This window comes from Listeria weihenstephanensis (assembly GCF_003534205.1).
Lineage (GTDB): Bacteria > Bacillota > Bacilli > Lactobacillales > Listeriaceae > Listeria_A > Listeria_A weihenstephanensis.
In genome coordinates, this window is sequence record NZ_CP011102.1 from 1,238,675 (window position 1) to 1,259,421 (window position 20,747).

The window sequence follows — 20,747 nt, forward strand, 5'->3', positions numbered from 1 at the left end:
GGGATGACGAGACGAGCGCGTACTTTTTATCTAATTCCTTATGCCTTCTGGATTTTGCTGTTTGTTATTGCGCCAATCGTGCTGATCGCCTACTACTCTTTTTTCGATATTGACGGCAATTTTACGTTTTCTAATTATGTGAATTTCTTTACGCCAGTCTATTTGAAAATGACGGTGAGCTCGTTCTGGTATGCTTTTTTGATCATGTTATTTACGTTATTAATTTCGTATCCAACGGCGCTAGTCTTGACAAAATTGAAGCATAAACAGCTTTGGTTATTGTTGATTATTTTGCCGACATGGATTAATTTATTGCTTAAAGCCTACGCGTTTATGGGGATATTTGGGACGTACGGGACGGCAAATAAGTTTTTAGAGTTTATCGGGATTGGCACGAAGCAGATCTTGTTTACGGATTTTAGTTTCTTGTTTGTGTCGACATATATTTTTATTCCATTTATGATTTTACCGATTTATAACGCGCTTGAGGAAATGAATCCGTCGCTAACGAATGCAGCGCAAGACTTAGGTGCTTCTCGTTGGACGACATTTTGGCGGGTCGTATTTCCGATCACGCTTGATGGTGTAAAAGCGGGATGTCAAGCGGTCTTTATCCCAGCTCTATCGCTCTTTATGATCACGCGTTTGATTGCCGGAAACCGCGTCATCACGCTTGGAACAGCGATTGAGGAACATTTCCTAGTGACGCAGGACTGGGGAATGGGTTCAACAATCGGCGTATTCTTGATTATCGCGATGTTTATTATCATGTTTATTTCAGGCGCAAAACGTAAGAAAGGGGCGGTGAAATGAAGAAAAACAAATGGGGAAAAATCTATTTAGCTGTCGTATTCTTTGTTTTATACGCACCGATCTTCTATTTAATGTTCTATTCGTTCAATGAAGCAGGAAATATGAGCCACTTTAGCGGGTTCACGCTCGATTATTATAAAGAGGTTTTTCAGGATACGAGATTGCTGATTATCGTGCTTAACACGTTTGTGATTGCTTTGCTTTCTTCCGTGGTTGCAACGATTTTCGGAGTACTTGGAGCGCTTGCGATTCGTTATATGCCACGCCCTTTTACGAAAAATTCATTGCTCAGCTTGAATAATGTCTTGATTGTGAGCCCAGATGTTGTTATTGGTGCCTCCTTCCTGATTTTCTTCACGATTTTAGGTGTGAAACTCGGCTTTATCTCTGTGCTTGTATCGCATATTGCTTTCAGTATTCCAATTGTAGTGTTAATGGTTCTGCCAAAATTACAAGAGATGAGTCCGACATTGATCGATGCCGCGCGGGACTTAGGTGCAAGCCAATGGGACGTGCTCAGTAAAGTTATTTTACCGTATATCGCACCTGGTGTTTTTGCAGGATTCTTTATGGCATTAACGTATTCACTCGATGATTTTGCTGTGACGTTCTTTGTAACGGGGAATGGCTTTACGACGCTATCTGTTGAGATATATTCACGAGCACGACAAGGGATTTCACTTTCGATCAATGCACTTTCGACGTTATTGTTCCTATTTACAATAATCCTTGTGATTGGGTATTACTTCATCAATCAGCGCAATGCGAAAACAGCGCAAGCTTTGGAGGTGCCTAAAAAATGAAGCAATTAGTTCGTATTTTTGGTATCGTCGTGGTTGCGGCGCTACTCATGATGGGGCTCACCTATTCTTTGAACAAATCGGAAGGTTATTCGGGTGGGAACACGCTGACGATTTACAATTGGGGCGATTATGTGGATCCTGATTTACTGAAGAAATTTGAAAAAGAGTCGGGGATTAAGGTTATTTACCAAACATTTGATTCGAATGAAGCGATGATGACGAAAATTGAGCAAGGCGGGACCACATTTGATATTGCGGTTCCGAGTGATTACGCGATTAGTAAAATGCGTGAGGAAAATCTACTCATTCCGCTGGATAAATCGAAATTACCGAACATGAAATATTTAAATCCGCGCTTTATGGATTTATCGTTTGATGAAGGGAATAAGTATTCGATGCCGTACTTCTGGGGAACGCTCGGGATTATTTACAACAAGAAGATGATTCACGATATTCCGTTCACGACTTGGAATGACTTGTGGCGACCAGAACTTAAAAATCAGATTATGCTTATCGATGGTGCGCGTGAGGTGATGGGGCTTGGTTTGAACAGTCTTGGTTACTCGCTGAACAGCACGAATGAAGCGGAGTTGCAAGAGGCGTTGATGAAAATAAAAGAAATGACGCCGAATGTGAAAGCGATTGTTGGTGATGAGATTAAAGTTTTGATGGCAGGAGACGAGGCTGGAGTAGCGGTGACGTTCTCTGGTGAGGCTTCTGAGATGTTGAGTCAAAACAAGGATTTGGAGTACGTGATTCCAAAGGATGGCTCGAATTTGTGGTTTGATAATATGGTTATTCCGAAAACGGCGAAGAATGTGGACGGTGCGCATGAATTTATTAACTTCATGTTAAAACCTGAGAATGCAGCTATAAATGCGGAATATGTAGGCTATGCAACGCCGAACGAGGCTGCCGTGAAACTTCTGCCAAAAGAAATTTCGAGTGATCGACGCTTCTATCCTGAACCAGACCAATTAGAAAATTTAGAGGTCTACGATAATCTTGGTAAGAAGATGTTGGCGCATTATAATGAATTATTTTTAGAGTTTAAGATGTACCGGAAGTAGACCAATTTTGAGAAGTCTCCCAACTTTACTGTTTTCGCTAGTTTTTCATTGTATTCAGTTCTTTCATCAACTATAATCCAGAGGTAACTTAATTTGAAAGGGGCACAAAGAAAATGGCAAAATTATATTCTTATTTAAGTTTTGAGAACGCAAAAGAGTCGATGGAGTACTACAAAGAGGTTTTTGGTGCCACATTACTGGAACGTAATCAAATGGATGAAAACATGGCGAAAGAATGGGGCATGTCGACGGAGAACCTAGAAGATACAACGATTCATGGTGGATTTGTTGTATTGGGTAACACGATTTTCTGTAGCGACCGTTTTGGAAAAGGTGAGCCGTTTTCGTCGAGTACAACATTGATGTTTGATTTCAATTCAGAAGATGCAGAAGAAGTAGCCGCACTGGACGCGCTATACAAGAACGTCACGGATAGCGGTGTTGAAATCATTGATCCACTGGAAGAGAAATTCTGGGGTGGTAAAATGGGAATTATTAAAGATAAATACGGCTTACTCTGGATGTTCCATGCACAACCGTATTCTAAATTGAAGTAATATAGAATAGTAAACACAGGCGTGTCCTCATGAGTAATCGGAGGATGTGCCTGTTTTTTTGATCCGTTACAACTTGATTTCTTTTCCCAATAAGCATAGAATCAAGAGGTTAGCTTAGCAAAAACAGATTTGGCAAGGAAGTGAACACATGTTTCAAAATTTACCAGATTCTTTTTTACAAATGAATACGATTTTTATTTCGATTATGATTGAAGCTTTACCGTTCGTACTTATTGGTGTTTTTATTGCAGGTTTTATTCAAATGTTTATTTCTGAGGCGTTTATTGCTAAGATTATGCCGAAAAATCGATTTTTAGCGGTGATTGTAGGTTCGCTCATTGGTGTATTTTTTCCATCATGCGAATGCGGTATTGTGCCGATCGTCCGAAATTTGATCGCAAAAGGGGTGCCGCTTCACGCTGGAATTGCCTTTATGTTAACGGCGCCGATCATCAATCCAGTAGTGCTTTTTTCGACCTATGTAGCGTTTGGGAGCACGTGGGAAGTACCGCTGTTACGTGTTTTAGGGAGTCTAGTCGTCGCGATGGTTGTGGGAAACGCGATTGCTTATTTTTATAAAGGTGAGGGTTTGAAAGAGAAGTTTGTATTGTATGAAACAGCGAGTGAGCGCAAGGAAAAAGAAGCGCCGCAAACAGTGATGGCGGTCGCTGGTGTAGGCGCGATGGCAAGTGGTTCAGCAGATACAATGCCGGTGGAAAAGCACGAGCATCACCATCATCATCATGAACACGATGAAGCGAAAATGTCGATGAAAGAGAAGGTTTGGCATACATTGCAACACGCTGTCGATGAGTTTTTTTCTGTTGGGAAATTTCTTGTGTTTGGCGCTTTACTTGCAGCGGTCATGCAAACGTACATTAAGACATCGACGCTTGTTTCGATTGGACATGGGCCTGTTTTGTCGATTCTTTTAATGATGGTTTTGGCGTTTGTCCTGTCGCTATGTTCGGAAGCGGATGCCTTTATTGGTGCGTCATTCCGTAGCGTCTTTTCCACGCAGTCGATTGTGGCATTTCTTGTTTTTGGACCGATGTTGGATATTAAAAATTTAATGATGATGTTGGCGACTTTTAGAGCGAAGTTTGTTGCTTTTATCGTGGTTGGTGTAACCGTTACTGTGTTTATTTATGCATTATTAATTTAGAAGGAGGGCGTTTTAATGTTTCGTGTGTTTATTTTATTCGGATTCGCCTTCTACTTGATGCAGCTACATATCACAGGCGATATCAGCAAATACATTAATATGAAGTATGCGTATCTTTCGCTGGCGGCAATGGTTGCGGCTTTCTTACTTGGATTGGTGCAACTAATCATGATTTTCCGTGACGAGGATTTGGCGCAAGACCATGATCATATGGGGCATACGCACGATGGCGAGAATACATTTTGGAAAAAGATTTTGGTTTATGGTTTACTTATTTATCCATTGGTTGCAGGATTTATGTTTCCAATCGCGACGCTTAATTCGACGATTGTGGACGCAAAAGGTTTTCATTTTCCGAAGAATAACGCGGCGGGGGACGATCCTTACGCGATGAATCAATTTTTAAAGCCGGATACGAGTGGTTATTTTGGTAAATCAGATTATGATAAAATGATTGCGAAGGAAAAAGCGGCGATTATTCATGATGATCCGATTAAGGTCACGGACGCGAATTATTTGATGACGATGGAGATTATTTATAGTTATCCAGGCGAGTTTGAAGGCAAACGGATTGAATTTACTGGCTTTGTGTATAATGATCCCGTGACGAAGGGCGCCAATCTGTTTGTTTTCCGTTTCGGCATTATTCATTGTGTGGCGGATTCTGGCGTCTACGGCATGCTCGTGCACCTTCCTGATGGTGAGCGTGATTTGAGCAATGATACGTGGATAAAAGTGGATGGCGTGATCGAACAGGAATATTATGCCCCTTTTAAAATGGATATCCCGGCTGTGCAAGTAACAAAATATGGCGAGATTCCAAAACCGAAAGATGTGTATGTATATCGCAAATATTAGGTTGCGGAAATGCTTCACATGCGTTATGCTTAATTTGTCTAAAAACGAACTAGAGAAGGATGGAAATGAATATGAATCATTATTCACCCTACTTTCACTTTCCGCGCGAGGATTGGCGTAAGCTGGAAGTAAGTAAAGACCAAATGTTAACAGCGGAAGAACTCGAGAATATCAGAGGGTTAAATGATCGTATTTCTTTGGAAGATATCGCTGAAATATATTTACCGCTTGTCAAATTGTTAGCGATTCACTACCATGAGCAAGTTTTTATTCATGGTCAGAAAATGGAATACTTGAAACGACATGCGACACACACACCGTTCGTCATTGGTATTGCTGGAAGCGTTGCGGTTGGAAAAAGTACGACGGCTCGCGTACTCAAAATTATGCTGGATCGCTGGTTTTCAAAAACGCGCAAGGTGGAACTGATTACGACGGATGGTTTTTTGTATCCCAATGCAGTGCTTGAAGAAAAAGGCTTGATGGAGCGCAAAGGTTTTCCCGAGAGCTATGATCGCACTCGTTTTGTGGCTTTTTTGAACGATTTGAAAAGCAATAAAGAGAATGTGGAAGTCCCGCTTTATTCTCATTTTACGTATGATGTTTTAGAGGAGACACGCGTGATCAGCCAGCCAGATATTATTATCGTAGAGGGCATTAACGTGTTACAAGTAGATCCGGAACAAGCCGTTTTTCCTAGTGATTTCTTTGATTTCTCGATCTATATGGATGCGGAGGAAACGGAGATTAAGCGTTGGTATTTAGAACGATTCTTTATGTTGCGCGAAACGGCTTTTCAAGATACTAGCTCTTATTTTCACCGTTATACGAAAATCACAGAAGAAGAGGCGCGCATATTTGCTTTGGATACTTGGGATAAGATTAACGGGGTGAACTTAAAGGAGAATATTGAACGGACGAAATATCGAGCCCAGCTGATTTTGAAAAAGGGCGCCGATCATTTAATTTCGGATGTTTATTTGAGAAAATAGTGTCTGATGACGGAGAAGAGAATTGAAAAAATGTGTTAGGCGGTTTGTAGGAAAAAGAATGATCGGACACACAAAGAAGCCCCGGAGCTGCTCAAAGTCATCGGGGTTTTTGTTGTGGCTCTTATGAAGCGTATTTTGCTGAATTAGAGCCTCAATATGCATATGAACATAGTGAATAGGTAATCCATTGGCTGAGGTTAGAACGCCTGTCGTCTTCACTTCTTAATGTTTCGCCTTCAAGTGTTTTTTCTTTACAAATTGTTTTTTTGGAGTAAAATAAAAAGTGAGTAATCACTCATTTTAGTGAGAGGCATTTTAATAGAACTAAGGAGGCTGGAGAAATGGGAGAGGCAGCAATTCGTGTGACGGATTTAAATGTGACATTGGGCAAGAAAAAGATTTTGACGGATATTGAATTAGAAGTACCAAAAGGTGAAATATTTGGCTTAATAGGGCCATCTGGTGCTGGTAAAACGACACTGGTCAAAGTGATTGTCGGAATGGAAAAAGGTGAATCTGGCGAGGTAACAGTTTTAGATAAACGAATGCCAAATCTTAGTGTTATTGCGAATATCGGCTATATGGCCCAATCTGACGCGCTTTATGTTGATTTGACAGCGAAGGAGAATATGGAGTTTTTCGCGGCATTGTATTCTTTAAAGGGAGCAAAGCGCAAAGAACGGATTGCTTATGCGGCGAAATTAGTTAATTTAGAGGGTGAGCTGAACAAACAGGTCAGTGATTTTTCGGGAGGTATGAAACGACGATTGTCACTCGCGATATCGATGTTGCAGGATCCGGATGTACTTATTTTGGATGAGCCGACTGTGGGGATTGATCCGGAGCTTCGGAAGTCGATTTGGGACGAACTTGATATGTTGAAGGCGGAAGGAAAGTGTATTCTAGTAACGACGCACGTGATGGATGAGGCTGAAAAATGTGATCGGTTAGCCATGGTTCGTGATGGGAAAATTATCGCGCTTGGAACGCCCGCTGAACTCGAAGCGCAGACGAGTACTGGAAAATTAGAAGATGCCTTTTTACAATTTGGAGGTGCGAAATCATGATGCGTGTGATGGCGATTGTAAAGCGAATTGCGAATCAATTTAGACGGGATAAAAGGACGCTGGCGTTGATGTTTATTGCGCCACTCATTTTGATAACGCTCATTAATTATTTATTTGATGGGGACGCGGTGAATCCGAAAGTTGGTGTCGAGGGTGTTTCGACAGAGATGGTGAAGCAACTGAAGGACACGGATATCACGGTGAAAGAGTACGATTCGGTTGCTAATGTCAAGGATACGATTACTTCAGATAAATTAGACGGTTTTATTGTACAGGATGGTTCGGATGTAAAACTTACTTTTGAAAACAGTGATCCTGGTGTTAGTAAGCAAATTCAGATGAAATTGCAGGCGGCTTTGATGGCGGAACAAAAAGACGCGATGAAACAATTAGGTGCTTCGATGCAAGAGGCGAGCGTGAAAATACAGCAATCGCTAGGAGCCTTTGCGAAACAATATGAAGCCCAAACAGGACAGAAGTTAGAGTTGCCATCATTGGATTTGAACGTTCCGCATCAGCAGCAATTATCGATTTCTACGGCCTACATTTACGGAGATGCGGATACGACATTTTTTGATACGATTGGGCCGATTTTTATAGGATTCTTTGTTTTCTTCTTTGTCTTTTTAATTGCGGGTATTTCGTTTTTACGAGAACGGACGACGGGGACTTTAGAGCGATTAATGGCGACGCCGATCAAACGCTGGGAGCTCGAAACAGGGTACTTATTGGGATTTGGTATTTTTGCCTTGGCACAATCGGTTATCGTTGCGTTGTACTCGATTCATGTGCTAAATATGGTGCAACTAGGCTCGATTTGGTACGTCTTATTGATCACTTTATTGCTCGCTATGGTGGCATTGACGCTTGGAATATTGCTATCGACATTTGCGAATAATGAGTTCCAAATTGTGCAGTTTATCCCGATTGTCATTGTTCCGCAAGTCCTATTCTGCGGTATTTTCCCGTTAGAAGGAATGGCGGATTGGTTGCAGTGGATCGCGCATATCATGCCACTTTATTACGGAGCAGACGCGCTTACATCGATTATGGTAAAAGGAGAGGGCTTTGCGTCTTTTGCAACAGATTTCTACATTTTAGTAGGATTTGCGCTCGTATTTATGATTCTAAACATTTTTGCATTGAAAAAATATCGTAAAATATAGGAAGGAATGGCGATAATGACAGAAAGTAAAGATATTCTGACACAGATGCTTGAGGTAGCCGAGCAGGATAAAAAAATGAGCGATAAGCAGAAAAAAATTGTAGCAGCGGCTATTGAACTGTTTGCAGAACGCGGATTTGCGGCAACATCAACGAGTGAGATTGCCAAACGAGCTGGCGTTGCGGAGGGGACGATTTTCAGACATTATAAGACGAAAAAAGATTTGCTGACATCGATTACTGTACCGATTATGATTGATAGTGTGGCACCATTTTTGGTACGAACTTTTGTGGCAGAGGTTTTTGAACAAGAGTACCCAGATTTCCGTACATTTCTTGGATCACTTGTGCGAAATCGCTTTGAGTTCGCGCGTGAGAATAGTCAGGTGATTAAGATATACATGCAGGAGTTATTGTACCATGAGGAGATGCGGGAGCAATTTTCAAAAATTTTCATGGTACATGTGAAGGGGCAGTTCGATCGAATTATTGGATTTTATAAAGAGCGCGGAGAGATTAACGATATGCCAACGAGTACGATTATGCGAGCTTTGATTACGAATATCGTTGGATTTTTAGTGACACGATTCATGATCATGCCAGACGCCGATTGGGACGACGACGTGGAAGTAGAGCGGACGGTGACGTATATACTGGATGGTATTAACTGAAAGGCGGAAACGGCCCGTTAGATCCGACAAAATTTGTTAGGGGGCGCAGATAAATCCCATTCTTGGATTTTTTGGAGGCACCGAAAATTTCGAGGATCTGGCCGTTGGAGCTGGATCCGTTGAAAAGCGGAAACGGCCCGTTAGATCCGACAAAATTTGTTAGGGGGCACAGATAAATCCCATTCTTGGATTTTTCGGAGGTACCGAAAATTTCGAGGATCTGGCCGTTGGAGCTGGATCCGAAGGTGACAAATTACAACTAACACACAAACATAGAGATCCCAACCTTTCTAGCCTCTTAACATCATTAAAAAACCAAGAACTAATTCCAAATTCAGCTTCAGAAGCATTACGTATTGAACCTCAAAATCGGCAAATGATTCCAAAAAAGCAAAAACCACAATCCCTGGTTTTTGCTTTTTTACGTTCTTCTCAATTCCTCCGAGAATCTGCTACGATGTGAATATCAATTCCATCTGTCTCGCGCATAATTGCGTTCACGACGGAGCCCTTTGCGAGCTCCTCCAATCGCGTTTTCACTGATTGACCAAGAATAATCTGCGTAATATGATGCTGCTTGGCCACATCTGTGATCACATTGAAAATTTTGCGATTATGATTCGTTTCCACAATAAAATGTGCATCAAATTCATTCGCGAGTTTCTTCCAAGCCTCATATTTTTTTCGAGTATATGGATCAAGATCATTCCACGTACCAGATATCGCCGTTAAAATAAACAATTCTGCGCGTAATCGATTGGATATCCGCCAACCGCGACGGATCAATTTTTCAGCATTATCATCATTTTTAACGCAAACCAAAATTTTCTCATTTATCGCGGCAGCGCGTATCATGGCTGCGGTCTTATCGGCTTTATCGTCCACATCGTCCGCGACTTCGCGTAATGCCATTTCACGTAATGCCGATAAATTTCGCTGTGTAAAGAAATTTTCTAGTGATTGGCTTATTTTATGATTCTCGTATATTTTCCCTTCGCGTAGCCGTTTTTGAAGGGTTTCAGCGGAGACATCAATCAGTATAACTTCATTTGCCACGTCGAGAAGATGATCTGGAATACGTTCGCGCACCTTCACACTAGTAATCGTCTGAACGGCGTCATGCAAACTTTCCAGATGTTGAATATTCACGGCGGACAGGACATTAATTCGGTGGTCAAGAATATCGAGCACGTCCTGATATCGCTTGCTATGCTTCGAACCAGGAATATTCGTATGCGCCAGCTCGTCAATAATAACAACGTCGGGATTCCGCGCGATAATAGCTTCGACATCGAGGTCAAAAAAAGTCGTGCCTTTATAGTTTATTTGCTTCAGTGGAATCGTCTCAAGCTCGCCAATCATATCCGCGGTTTCTTGCCGCTTATGGGTTTCGACAAGGCCAATCACGACATCAATACCTTCTTTTTTTAAATCCTGCGCTTCGGAGAGCATTCGATACGTCTTACCAACGCCAGGCGCAGAACCAATGTAAATTTTCAGTTTCCCTTTTTTCAAGCGTTCGATTTCAGCGAGAATTTCTTCGGGACTTTTACGGCGAAAGGAAAAATCATTTTCTTCGGTCATAGCTTGTCGGCCCCTCCTTAATCTAATAGCTCATTTAAGGCTAGATTTAATTGCAAAACATTCACACGAGGTTCACCAAAAATTCCAAGCGAACGGTTAGTGGTGTTATCGGAAACCAGTTTTGAAACGGTGGTGTGGTCAAGTTGATTAGCCATAGCCACACGATCCACTTGCAAATTAGCGCTGGCAACTGAAATGTCAGGATCAAGGCCGGAACCTGAGTTTGTGACAAGATCAGCGGGGATATTTGTATTTTTCATCGTTGGATTGTCTTTTTTGAGCTGTGCGATCGTTGCTTCTGTGCGCTTTTTAAGTTCTGGATTAGAGGCAGCTAAGTTTTTCGATCCACTAGCACTGGCGTCGTTTGCGATAGAAGAAACGCGACCGTGAAAATAATTAGCCGCTGTGAAATCTTGTCCAATCCATTTGGAACCGATGACCGTGTTATCTTTTTCAATCAGCGAACCATTTGCTTGGCTCGGAAAAAGGACTTGTGCCACGCCAGTCGCTGCGAGTGGATAGGCGAGCCCGCAGATAACGATGAAGATAAGGCCTAAACGTAGTGCTTTCATCTTGTTTTCCCCCTAAATGAAGACCGAAACGGCCAGATCAATTATTTTAATACCGAAAAATGGGGCAATCACGCCGCCGAGTCCATAAATAAATAGATTCTTTTTGAGTAGTTTACTAGCTTTCATTGGTACGTATTTTACGCCTTTCATTGCGAGTGGTATTAACATCGGGATAATCAGGGCGTTAAAAATGAGTGCCGAAATGATCGCGCTAGTAGGGGAGCCAAGTTGCATAATGTTGAGACGATCCATTGCTGGAATTGCAATCGCGAACATTGCTGGAATAATCGCAAAGTATTTGGCAATATCGTTAGCAATACTAAACGTGGTCAAAGCACCGCGTGTCATCAATAATTGTTTCCCAATGGACACGACTTCGATGATTTTTGTAGGATCGGAATCAAGATCGACCATGTTCGCCGCTTCTTTTGCCGCGATCGTACCAGAGTTCATTGCTAAACCAACATCGGCTTGAGCGAGTGCAGGCGCATCATTCGTACCATCACCAGTCATCGCTACGAGTTTTCCAAGGGCTTGTTCATCTTTAATGACTTGAATTTTATCCTCAGGTTTGGACTCTGCAATATAATCGTCGACGCCAGCTTCTGCGGCAATTGTTTTGGCTGTCAGCGGGTTATCGCCAGTACACATGATAGTTTTGATTCCCATTTTGCGCAGCTCGGCGAATCGTTCCTGCATGCCCGGTTTCACGGTATCTTTTAAATAAATAAAACCATAGACTTCTGAATCAACGGAAACTGCGAGGGGAGTCCCACCAAGTCGGGCAATACTATCGCCGACTTCTTGCATTTCTGCGGGTAAAACACCACCAAGGCGTGCGACCCAGCCGCTAATCGAGTCCGCTGCGCCTTTACGAATTTTGCGACCATCTTGTAATGTAATACCGCTCATTCGTGTTTCTGCTTGAAACTCGATTTCTTCAGCGATTTGGGTTGTATCATCGGGATAATCGATTTCCATTCGTTTCGCAAGCGCTAAAACTGATTTTCCCTCAGGTGTATCATCTTTTAAAGAGCTGATCGCAGCAATTTGAGCAAGCTCCGCGACTGTATGACCACCAACTGGTAAAAATTCGCTCGCCATCCGATTTCCAAAAGTGATCGTTCCCGTTTTATCTAAAATTATTGTATTAATATCACCAGCTGCTTCGACGGCTTTCCCGCTCATCGCAAGGACGTTAAATCGGGTAACACGGTCCATTCCAGCAATCCCAATGGCGGAAAGAAGCGCGCCGATGGTTGTTGGAATCAGGCAAACAAGCAGTGCCACGAGTGTCGAGATAGAGAGGTCCACACCGTTAAAACGGGCAATCGGGTAGAGCGTTATAACAACGATCAGAAAAATGATGGTGAGCGTAATGAGCAGGATAGTAAGCGCGATTTCATTCGGCGTTTTTTGTCGTTTCGCACCTTCTACCATGGAAATCATTTTATCAAGGAAAGATTCGCCGGGATTGCTCTCGATGCGGACTTTAATCTTGTCGCTAAGCACGATCGTGCCACCAGTCACAGAGGCAAAATCACCGCCACTTTCTTTGATAACTGGCGCGGATTCACCAGTAATAGCCGATTCATCAATCGATGCGAGGCCTTCAATAATTTCTCCGTCACTCGGGATAAGGTCGCCAACTTCCACGAGGACAATATCACCTTTACGCAATTCTGTCGCCGAAATTTCTTTGATCGAACCATCCGCTTGAACACGTTTCGCGGTCGTATCTTGCTTTGTTTTTTTGAGTGAATCAGCCTGTGCTTTACCACGACCTTCTGCTAAACTTTCCGCAAAATTGGCAAATAAAATGGTGACGAATAAAATCAGAAATACCGCAAGTTCATATCCAAATGCGCCTTCTGTCCCAAAAAAGGAGGGGAAGAGCATGAGTAATAAGACGACAAATGTTCCAATTTCAACAACGAACATGACGGGATTTTTAATCATCGTCGCTGGATTTAATTTCACAAAACTATCTTTTACAGCAGTGAGCATCATTTCTCGGTTAAATAACACGTTTTTTTTCTCCATTTTCATACACCCCTATAAAGTTAAACTTTCCGCAATTGGACCAAGAACGAGTACTGGTAGGAATGTGAGGGCGCCAATGATAAGCACGACCATCACGAGAATGCCGGTGAATAAACCATTATCTGTCCTAAACGTACCGATCGTTTCTGGAATAAATTGCTTGCGTGTCATCGAACCAGCGACAGCGAGTAATAGAACGATGGATAGATAGCGTCCTAAAAACATCACAATCCCTGTTGTCATATTCCAAAATGCTGTGTTATCACCAAGGCCTTCAAAGCCAGAGCCATTATTTGCAGCAGAAGAAGTAAACTCATATAAAACTTGCGTCATACCATGAAATCCTGGATTGGAAATCGCATCTGTTCCAGCCGTCGTAAGGAGCGCAATAGCCGTGGGAACAAGAATAATAATCGGATGAACGAGAAGTGTCAGCGTAATCAGCTTCATTTCTCTAGGTTCAATTTTGCGACCTAAAAATTCTGGCGTTCGACCGATTAGAAGACCACACAGGAAAACGCCAAGCATCGCGTACATCAACATATTAATTAAACCAACACCATCACCGCCAAACACAACGTTTAGCATCATCAGCGCGAGCGTTCCCATACCACCGAGGGGCGTCAAGGTATCGTGCATATTATTAACCGACCCAGTCGTTGCGGCCGTTGTAATCGTACTGAAAAGCGTCGAACCAGCAAGCCCAAATCGCATTTCTTTGCCTTCCATGCTACCTTGCGAAGTAGAAACGCCAAGCTCTGTTAAAACAGGATTTCCCGCTCTTTCAGACATGAAAATCAGACTTAAGAAAACGAGGAATAGGATAAACATGGCTGAAAAAATGACCCAACCTTGTTTTTGATTTTTAGCAAAGCGTCCGTAAGTATAGGTGAGAGAGGCGGGAATACACCACATCGCCAGCATTTCAAGCACATTGGTAAGTGGTGTTGGATTTTCAAAAGGATGCGCAGAGTTGGCTCCAAAAAAGCCGCCGCCGTTTGTCCCCAGATGTTTAATCGCCTCCATCGAAGCAACGGGCCCAAGCGCAATCGTTTGCTTCACGCCTTCTAATGTTGTTGCTACTTGCGAACTAGCGAGTGTCTGAGGAACCGCTAAAGCTACCAGTACCAGCGTCAAAATAAACGCGAACGGAAGCAGTAATCGAATAATCGTCTTCGTGAAATCTTCATAAAAATTGCCAAGCGTCGTGCTCTTACTCGTTATCCCACGAATAAATGCAATGGCAACAGAAATCCCTGTAGCTGCCGACGTAAACATCATCATCGTGATAAAAATCATTTGCGTCATATTTGTCAGCGCCGTTTCCCCGCTGTAATGTTGTAGATTCGTATTGGTGATAAAACTAATCACCGTATTAAAAGCAAGCGTTGGATCGAGTCCCTTTAAACCAGTAGGATTCGCCCACAAGCCTTGCATAAAAACAACTAAAAAACCGAAAATAATGAATACACCATTCAGTAATAAAAGTGAAAAGGCGTACCGTTTCCATGACATTGATGGGCGCTCTTTTAAGCCAGCAAGGCGATAAATGCCAGCCTCGATTTTTCCAAAAAAGCGATTTCCCTTTGTCGCTGTCCCCGCATAAATATGGTACATGTATGTTCCAAGCGGTTTGATTAAGCAAAATAAAATCAAAATGACCACAACAATTTGCAAAATTTCCATGTCGTACTATCTCCCTTAATTAAAATTTCTCTGGATGGATTAGCGCATAAACTAAATAACCCAACACAAGAATTGAAACTATCAACATAGCAATCATAAAAAAATCCTCCCACTTAACAATTATTCCGTCATAAAAAAAATACCCCAGATTTCTCATCCGCGGATCATAAGTCAGGACGTACTAGCTTCCTCCAACAATTTTGTCAGTTGGCTAGATACATGTCATGTCATCTCCCTTTTACTCATCGCAAAATGCAAGCTCTGATTCTCGACATTTGCGCGTTATGAAATTGTTGAAAAATCGATTATCAATTTTAAAATATAGCCGATCAAAAATCGTGAAACACCAGTTATACCAGTACTTAACCAAGTGAACTATTATTTCTATTTTTGAGCTATGCGACATATCATACTCCTAATCTTCACAAAAGTAAACCATAATTTAAAAGATTTTTTAGAAGCGAGGATGGGCCACAGTCTTAGACAAAATAAAAAAGCGAAAAGAAGTCTGAACAACTTCTTTTCGCTTCATGTAAGACTATGCAAATTGTTTTGAAAGCCAGTTTTTACCTTCGACAAAGCGACTAACAAGCATCGCACATACGGTATTTCCTGTGGAATTGAGTAATGTTGCAGGTATATCAATTATCGTACTAATAATCATAATTGTACCAACAAGCTCGGGATTAAAACCGAATACGGCACAGATCATTAATTCTCCGGTCATACCACCACTTGGTATCGCGCCCATCACTGCTCCAACAAGGAAAGCTACACCGAGAATGGCGAGAATACTCATCGGGGACGTCATATCTTTCCCAAAGAGGGTGAACAAGAAGATGATTTTGATAATACCGCCCATAACCGAGCCGTCTTTATGTGTGTTGGCCCCAAGAGGAATAACGGTTTCAGCAATATCATCAGGCACGCCCATTTTTTTCGTTGCTTGTAAATTCACTGGAATACAAGCGGCACTAGAAGATGTTGCAATCGCTGTAATCGATGGTGTAATCACATTTTTCCAGTATACTTTGACACCAAGCGGTCCACCCGCAATGAAAGCATATAACGTAAAAGCGCCAAAATAATAAACAACGGCAAGCACTAAATAGAGTAAGAAAGAGTTCAAATAACCGTTAATAATTTGAGGTCCAAGTTTACCTACTGTATCAGCAAAGTAACAACCGAGACCAATTGGCGCGGCGTACATAATGACCTTGACCATTTTTAAAATAACTTCGGTACCGGCATTCAAAAAATCTGCTACTGGTTTTCCTTTTGCGCCTGCCATCGATGTAGCAAGGCCTAGAAGGATCGAGAATACGATAAGCGGTAATAGATTAGATTTAGAAAATAAGTCTAGAAAATCGGGTACGGTGAATGTCTTTACGAGCGTTTCCCCAATTGTTGAACTCTGTGCTTCGGGTGCTGCCGGTAAATTTTTCATGATCTGCGTCATGTCGACACCTTTTAGCGGGTTGTAAATGGTTGTCCCGATAAATGCAATGACACCAGCGATCAAAGCGGTCGAAAAGAAAACCGCAAAAATCGTGCCCATAATTTTGCCAAGTCGCTTCATACCTTGCATGTTCGCAATGGCAGAGGAGACACTTAAAAAGACAAGCGGTACGATGACGACGAACATCAAGTTTAGGAATATTTCACCGATTGGTTTGACAACAGCTGTTTTATCACCAAAAATGAGGCCAGCTGCACCACCAATTATAATTCCTGCGATCAGGAACAAACTGAAAGCATAGTTTTTTAGTATCTTCATATGTAGTAAACCTCCCTTTATCTTTTTATAGAATAGCATTTACAGCGAGGAAAGGGAAGCTTTTTTGGAAAAGTCATAAGAAAAACCTCTGACATTTGTGCGTCAGAGGTTGAAATACTTATTTTGTTTCGGTTTCTGTTGAGTTTGTTGTTTCTTTATCTGTACTTGTTGTTTTATTTTTGTTGTTATAGTTGTATTTCGAAGGATCGGTTTCTTTAAAACCTTCTGGTGTGTAGAAACGAAGTAGATCGCCCTGTAACACTTCATCGGAAAGTTCTAGCTCTTTGGCTACCCCTTCTTTTGTCGCTTTCATAGTAGCGGTTTCTGTTGTGATTTCTTCGCCTGTTTTCTGATTGTAGAACTTGCCACCAATCATGGAATAAGCAGGGGTAATGAAATCACCGTTTCGGAATGGTACAACTTGTTTTGCATCTTTAGAAAGCAGGTCATTACCGAGTTGTACGTAGTTTTTCGTATCGGTACCTAGCAAGTGAAGCAAGGTTGGTAAAATATCAATTTCACCGCCGTACGTATCTTTTACGCCACCTTCCACGCCTGGAACACGGACCATGAATGGCACACGTTGCGCTTGAGCGTTTTGATAAGCGTCGTAATCCGTGCCTAGCACTTTACTCATTGCTTGGGCATGATTATCAGAAATACCATAGTGATCGCCGTACATAACGATGACCGAATTCTCATACAAACCGCTATCTTTCAAGTACTGAACGAAGCTTTTCACGGATTCATCTAAATAACGCGCTGTTTGGAAATAGCTATCCACGGATGAATCGCCAGTATCAGCAGGTGCAATCGTCGCTTCTTCCGGTGTAATTGGATAAGGGAAGTGATTTGTTAGCGTGATGAATTTCGCATAAAATGGTTGTTTCAATGTTTGGATATATTTCTCTGACTCTTGGAAGAACGGCTTATCTTTCAAGCCATAGTTCGAAACGTCTTTTTCGTTCATATCGTAGTAGCTAGCATCAAAGAAATGATTGTAGCCAAACTGTTTGTAAATTTCATCGCGATTCCAGAAACTCTTATAGTTACCATGGAATACAGCGGAATCATATCCTTGCTGACCTAAAATAGCAGGCGCAGATTGGTATGTGTTCTTACCTTTTGTTGAGAAGGCAGAACCTTGTGGAAGTCCGAATAAAGAATTCTCAAGCATCATTTCGGCGTCGGAAGTTTTCCCTTGACCGGTTTGATGGTAGAAATTCGTGAAGCTAAATGTATTTTTGTCCTTAAAGAACGAGTTGATGAATGGTGTTACTTCTTCACCGTGAAGTTTGTAGCCAATTAAGAACTGTTGGAAGCTCTCCAAGTGAATGTAGATCACGTTTTTGCCTTTCGCTTTACCAAAGTATTCTGGGTTTGGCGCGGCATAATTGGATTTCGTATAGTTCAACACTTCATTGACATCACTACTATCAGCGAGCGCTCGTTGCGTTGAGTTCTGCGTGCTTTTCACAGCGTCATATATTTGGAAATTCGTCATACCAAGATATTTCACGATATACGTGCGGTCAAAAGTACGAGTCAAAAGTTCCGGACGATCAATTTCAGCAAGTCCTAAGTTAGCGAAGAACATTGCGACACCAAGCGTCAAGACACCGACTGTTTTACGAGCACGAATGCGCGCTTCTTTGTCAGGTTTCACGACACGGAAGACAAGCAATCCGATCAAGAACACAACATCTAGGAAGTAAAGTGCATCGGTCCAGCTAAGCAGGGCGCCGATACTACCACTTTGTTCACCAAGGCTTGACGCCTCTTTCATATTCGGCAACGTAATGAAATCGCTGAAGAATCGGTAGTAAACCATGTTTCCAAATAAGATAAACGTCATGAGGAAATCAATGACGATAATCCAGATAAACGAGCGTCTACCTTTTGCGAATAGGGCAAGTCCTAAAAAGAACACAGCCGAACTCAGTGGATTAATAAGTAGTAAAAATTGTTGCATGGCATTCTCAATACCAAGATTAAATTCTGTTTGATATGCAATGTATGTCTTCAGCCAAAATAGGATGACGGCTAGAATAAAAAATCCGTAGTTCTTACTCAAGAAATTAAGGACTTTTCCTTTCTGTTCGTTCATATGTTCACCTCTTCTAATACTCTCATTTAGTATTGTTTTTGTCGAAAAAGAATAAAAAAAACTGGGCTCTAAATGCAACAAGCATCACGCTAATTCCAAACCCACGTTAATCTAATAGTAACATAACCTTAACAAAAATGAAACTAAAAAACATGCGTCTTGAGGCTGATATGTTCTAGAAATGGCATAAGAGAGCGAAAATGGGTTAGTGGAGCTTGGTTTGGAGTTGTGCTGGTGATGAGGGGGAATTGTGAAGGGAAGGTGAAGAATGTGTGTATAAAAAAATGCATGGAGTAGTGGTGAGGCAGTGGGGTGTTTCCCTTTTGTTGTGGCTCTTATGAGGCATCCCTTGACGATTTAGAGCCTCAATATGCATGAGAGCGAAGCGAGTATGTAATCCATCAGTGGTTCTTATACGCCGAACTTAGAATGAACGTTGAGCAAATATCGGACCGCCAGTGGGGTTACGGATAGATTTGGAAGTACGCTTTGTTTTTGTTGAAGTTTTGAGATCTAGAGAGTGTGATGTCTTGAATTTAGGAGTTTGTTGATGTTTGCGCCTTCGGATCTAGCTCCAATAGCCAGATCCTCGAAATTTTCGGTACCTCCGAAAAATCCAAGAGAGGGATTTATCTACGCCCCCTAACAAATTTTGTCGGATCTAACGGGCTATTTCCGCCTTTCATTAGATCCAGCTCCAACGGCCAACTCCTCGAAAACTTCACGCCCTCCATAAAAAGCAAGAGCGGCTTTTTACTGCGGCCGTTCCAGTTTTTTTCGGAGCTAGGCGGGCCGTTTCTGCTTTTCGTTGGATCCAGCTCCAACGGCCAACTCCTCGAAATTTTCGGTGCCTCCGAAAAATCCAAGGGAGGGATTTGTCTACGCCCCCTAACAAATTTTGTCGGAGCTAACGGGCCGTTTCCGCTTTTCTTAGTTGCTTTCTACGCTCTTCCTACTATATAATATAGAAACAGCAAGGAGGAGTATATATTGAAGAAAACGATTGCTATTATTATTTTAATTATCGGGCTGGTTCTTGTGCTTTCTCCGTTTATTAAGAGCGGGATTGTGAAGTATTTAAGTGAGCGGGACTCGGTAACGAATTACAGTGCGGAAACAATTGATAAAAATCAGAATAGAGATGCAACTTTTGATTTTGCAAGTGTGGAATTACCATCGATGTCATCGGTTGTGAAAGGTGCAACGGATTATGACAAGGAGGCAGTTGTTGGTTCGATCGCGATTCCAAGCGTAGATCTTAGTTTAATGGTCTTAAAAGGAACGAATACGGCGAACTTACTTGCTGGTGCGACAACGATGCGACCAGATCAGGTCATGGGGAAAGGAAACTACCCGCTTGCTGGGCATCATATGCGTAATGGTTCGATGTTACTTGGACCATTGATGGATGTCAAGGAAGGCGCAAAGGTTTACTTGACGGATTTAACGAATCTTTATACGTATGAAGTGACGAAGACGGAAGTGATTAAAGACACGGAAGTTAGCGTGATTGATGAGACGAAAGAGCCGCAGATTACTTTGATTACGTGTGATGTTGCGACTGAGACGGATCAACGTTTTGTTGCGATTGGAAAGTTAGTTTCGACGGAGAAACTGACGAAGGAGAAAGAGGATAAGTATTTTAAATAAGATTTTTGAAGTGCGCTTGACATGGGATCTTGGATTCTGTGTTGGGCGTGTTTTTTTGTGATGAACTTCTATAAGACTATGTTTCTAAAAAAATGATAAAGAAAGCGCTATTGAAACTAAATATTTCCTAAAGAAGTTCGAAATGTAATTGCTTACTTCGAATGTTCA

General features: G+C 41.9%; 18 protein-coding genes. 11 read left to right on the forward strand and 7 right to left on the reverse strand.

All coding sequences use genetic code 11. From position 1 onward, the window contains the following. Positions 1-3 precede the first annotated feature (3 nt). The 10 genes from UE46_RS06005 to UE46_RS06050 all read left to right on the forward strand — a co-directional run bounded on the left by UE46_RS06005 (position 4) and on the right by UE46_RS06050 (position 9,160). Positions 4-813 carry an ABC transporter permease gene (locus UE46_RS06005; protein WP_036062993.1) on the forward strand — a complete coding sequence of 270 codons (810 nt, stop codon included), beginning with the start codon at positions 4-6 and terminating at the stop codon, positions 811-813. Beyond that, on the forward strand, positions 810-1,616 hold the full coding sequence (locus UE46_RS06010; protein WP_036062995.1) for an ABC transporter permease: 807 nt from the start codon (positions 810-812) through the stop codon (positions 1,614-1,616). The genes UE46_RS06005 and UE46_RS06010 overlap by 4 nt, the downstream gene beginning before the upstream one ends. Then, a complete protein-coding gene (locus UE46_RS06015; protein ID WP_036062998.1) occupies positions 1,613-2,686 on the forward strand; it encodes an ABC transporter substrate-binding protein in 1,074 nt (357 codons plus the stop codon). The genes UE46_RS06010 and UE46_RS06015 overlap by 4 nt, the downstream gene beginning before the upstream one ends. Before the next feature lie 113 nt (positions 2,687-2,799). Beyond that, positions 2,800-3,243 carry a VOC family protein gene (locus UE46_RS06020; protein ID WP_036063000.1) on the forward strand — a complete coding sequence of 148 codons (444 nt, stop codon included), beginning with the start codon at positions 2,800-2,802 and terminating at the stop codon, positions 3,241-3,243. A gap of 148 nt (positions 3,244-3,391) precedes the next feature. Then, positions 3,392-4,408 carry a permease gene (locus tag UE46_RS06025; protein ID WP_036063002.1) on the forward strand — a complete coding sequence of 339 codons (1,017 nt, stop codon included), beginning with the start codon at positions 3,392-3,394 and terminating at the stop codon, positions 4,406-4,408. Between the two features lie 15 nt (positions 4,409-4,423). After that, positions 4,424-5,266 (forward strand): TIGR03943 family putative permease subunit, encoded by an 843-nt coding sequence (locus UE46_RS06030; protein ID WP_036063004.1) that lies wholly within the window; start codon positions 4,424-4,426, stop codon positions 5,264-5,266. A 71-nt stretch (positions 5,267-5,337) separates the two neighbouring features. Further along, positions 5,338-6,258, forward strand: a complete 921-nt coding sequence (gene coaA / locus UE46_RS06035) for a type I pantothenate kinase (RefSeq protein WP_036063063.1) — start codon at positions 5,338-5,340, stop codon at positions 6,256-6,258. A gap of 341 nt (positions 6,259-6,599) precedes the next feature. Continuing rightward, positions 6,600-7,325 carry an ABC transporter ATP-binding protein gene (locus UE46_RS06040; protein WP_036063006.1) on the forward strand — a complete coding sequence of 242 codons (726 nt, stop codon included), beginning with the start codon at positions 6,600-6,602 and terminating at the stop codon, positions 7,323-7,325. Continuing rightward, positions 7,325-8,491, forward strand: coding sequence for an ABC transporter permease (locus UE46_RS06045; RefSeq protein ID WP_036063065.1), 1,167 nt, complete (start codon positions 7,325-7,327; stop codon positions 8,489-8,491). Before UE46_RS06040 ends, UE46_RS06045 begins: the two co-directional genes overlap by 1 nt. A 15-nt stretch (positions 8,492-8,506) precedes the next feature. Continuing rightward, the gene (locus UE46_RS06050; RefSeq protein WP_036063009.1) at positions 8,507-9,160 is read left to right on the forward strand and encodes a TetR/AcrR family transcriptional regulator; all 654 of its coding nucleotides are present in this window, start codon (positions 8,507-8,509) and stop codon (positions 9,158-9,160) included. A gap of 432 nt (positions 9,161-9,592) precedes the next feature. Here UE46_RS06050 and kdpDN read toward each other — a convergent pair whose 3' ends face one another. The 7 genes from kdpDN to ltaS all read right to left on the reverse strand — a co-directional run bounded on the left by kdpDN (position 9,593) and on the right by ltaS (position 18,929). Beyond that, positions 9,593-10,744 carry a KdpD-like non-kinase potassium sensor gene (kdpDN, locus tag UE46_RS06055; protein ID WP_036063011.1) on the reverse strand — a complete coding sequence of 384 codons (1,152 nt, stop codon included), beginning with the start codon at positions 10,742-10,744 and terminating at the stop codon, positions 9,593-9,595. A 17-nt stretch (positions 10,745-10,761) separates the two neighbouring features. Beyond that, on the reverse strand, positions 10,762-11,316 hold the full coding sequence (kdpC, locus tag UE46_RS06060) for a potassium-transporting ATPase subunit KdpC (RefSeq protein ID WP_036063012.1): 555 nt from the start codon (positions 11,314-11,316) through the stop codon (positions 10,762-10,764). Positions 11,317-11,328: 12 nt separating this feature from the next. Then, positions 11,329-13,365 (reverse strand): potassium-transporting ATPase subunit KdpB, encoded by a 2,037-nt coding sequence (kdpB, locus tag UE46_RS06065; protein WP_036063014.1) that lies wholly within the window; start codon positions 13,363-13,365, stop codon positions 11,329-11,331. Between the two features lie 6 nt (positions 13,366-13,371). Then, positions 13,372-15,045 carry a potassium-transporting ATPase subunit KdpA gene (gene kdpA, locus UE46_RS06070; RefSeq protein ID WP_036063016.1) on the reverse strand — a complete coding sequence of 558 codons (1,674 nt, stop codon included), beginning with the start codon at positions 15,043-15,045 and terminating at the stop codon, positions 13,372-13,374. Between the two features lie 19 nt (positions 15,046-15,064). Then, positions 15,065-15,202 (reverse strand): K(+)-transporting ATPase subunit F, encoded by a 138-nt coding sequence (gene kdpF / locus UE46_RS16475; protein ID WP_077912602.1) that lies wholly within the window; start codon positions 15,200-15,202, stop codon positions 15,065-15,067. Positions 15,203-15,583: 381 nt separating this feature from the next. Continuing rightward, complete coding sequence (locus UE46_RS06080; protein WP_036063019.1) at positions 15,584-16,822, reverse strand: dicarboxylate/amino acid:cation symporter; 1,239 nt, start codon at positions 16,820-16,822, stop codon at positions 15,584-15,586. 118 nt (positions 16,823-16,940) lie between these two features. Beyond that, positions 16,941-18,929 (reverse strand): lipoteichoic acid synthase, encoded by a 1,989-nt coding sequence (gene ltaS / locus UE46_RS06085; RefSeq protein ID WP_036063022.1) that lies wholly within the window; start codon positions 18,927-18,929, stop codon positions 16,941-16,943. A 987-nt stretch (positions 18,930-19,916) separates the two neighbouring features. On the opposite strand from ltaS, the gene UE46_RS06090 reads away from it, so the two are divergent. Continuing rightward, positions 19,917-20,579, forward strand: coding sequence for a class A sortase (locus UE46_RS06090; protein ID WP_036063026.1), 663 nt, complete (start codon positions 19,917-19,919; stop codon positions 20,577-20,579). The last annotated feature ends 168 nt before the right edge of the window (positions 20,580-20,747 follow it).